This window comes from Aphanothece microscopica RSMan92 (assembly GCF_046613545.2).
Classification (GTDB): Bacteria; Cyanobacteriota; Cyanobacteriia; order PCC-6307; family Cyanobiaceae; genus NIES-981.
The window spans coordinates 1-1,402 of sequence record NZ_JBKKKY020000183.1 but is presented as its reverse complement, the minus strand read 5'-3'; the positions used below and the strand labels follow the sequence as shown (position 1 = coordinate 1,402).

General features: G+C 70.0%; 2 protein-coding genes. One reads left to right on the top strand and one right to left on the bottom strand.

Translation table 11 applies throughout. From position 1 onward, the window contains the following. Nucleotides 1–166: 166 nt before the first annotated feature. Nucleotides 167–781: a hypothetical protein gene (locus tag ACLD7X_RS16805; protein WP_411424834.1), complete on the bottom strand. Its 615-nt coding sequence runs from the start codon at nt 779–781 to the stop codon at nt 167–169. A gap of 265 nt (nt 782–1,046) precedes the next feature. Here ACLD7X_RS16805 and ACLD7X_RS16800 point away from each other — a divergent pair. After that, a partial coding sequence (locus tag ACLD7X_RS16800) for an MFS transporter (RefSeq protein WP_411424833.1) occupies nt 1,047–1,402 on the top strand: 356 nt, incomplete at its 3' end.

Sequence of the window (1,402 nt, the reverse complement as noted above, 5' to 3'; positions counted from 1 at the left end):
TGTGTTTGTGCTTTGTTTGTTTGCCCTGCTTTTTTTTCTCTCCCCTTTTCTCCGCTCGTTCCCCCCCCCCGCGACCGGCACGCTGGTCCATTGGGGCAAGCTGGCGCGGCTGGGCACGGTGCGCGCGCCGGGCGGCTGACCGCCCCCGCGGCGCGCGGCCCCGCCCTCAGCCAAAGACCTTGCAGCCGTTGGCCGCGATCTCGCCCGTCTCGACCGGCAGGCCGGGCTGCGGGTGGATCACCATCTCCTGCACCGCGGTGATGCGCCGCGCGCATGCATCGGCTGCCGCAGGTGTCTGGCCGCGCCCGCCGATCCAGATGTCCAGCCACGGATGGCCCTGGTGCCCGGTGTGGCAGGGGCCCAGCTGCGGCTGGTTGCCGTCGCCGCAGACATCCTCGACGATGGCATATTTGCGCAGCCGCGGCAGGTAGAACCGCGTCCCCTCGCGATAGTCCAGCGTCTGGCGCCCGCCCTCGATCCGGTGGCCGACGGCGATGGTGATGGGGTCCTCCCACGTGCCCGTGCCGCCCGCGCGCTGGCGCAGGACGGGGCGCGCGATGGCCGAGGACCCGGGCGGCGTGTTGTCCCACCAGGTATAGCCCGTCAGATAGCCGCGAAAGATGCGGGGCGTGTTCGGCGCCACGGCGGCGCCCGCCGTCGACACCTGCACCCCGTCCGCAGGCGCCGCCGCGGTGCCCCGCGTGACCACCTGATCCGTGCAACCCGCTGCAATCATCACCAGACCGAATGCGGCCGACAGGCCGATCTTGCCGATAGTCATGGCCTTTGCCCCTTTCCCCGATGGGCGTGAAACGATGGTTGCTGTCCCTCTGCGGCCCCGTTCCTGCGCGGCGCGCGGTGTTCCGCCTTCTGCCGTGCGACTCAATACATCGCAACATTGAGATACGTTCATGTGGAAATCATGGCGGATTCCTGCCGAATCCTGTGATCGGGGCGGATGGCGGCACGGGTGGCCTGCGGCCCGCGCCCGCGCTAACGTGCCGCCCGGACCACCGCCGCAAAAGGTGCCGCCCTTGCCCGACACAATGCCCGCTCTGCGCCCCTTTCGTCACCCGGCCTTTCGCCGGTTCTGGGCGGCCAACCAGGTGTCGAACCTGGGCGGGCTGATCCAGGGGGTGGGGGCGGCCTGGATGATGACCAGCCTGACCTTGTCGCCCAGCATGATCGCGCTGGTGCAGGCCTCGGCCACGCTGCCGATCATGCTGTTTGCGCTGTCGGCGGGGGCGCTGGCCGACAACCACGACCGCCGCCGGATCATGCTGGTGGCGCAGGGGCTGATGCTGGCGGCCTCTGTCGCACTGGCGGCCACGGCGCTGGCGGGGGGGCTGACGCCCTGGTCGCTGCTGGCATTCACCTTCCTGATCGGCGTGGGTACGGCGCT

What these genes read in the sequence shown, in the direction of transcription:
- ACLD7X_RS16805 (WP_411424834.1), bottom strand. Translation starts at nt 781, where the DNA reads ATGACTATCGGCAAGATCGGCCTGTCGGCCGCATTCGGTCTGGTGATG.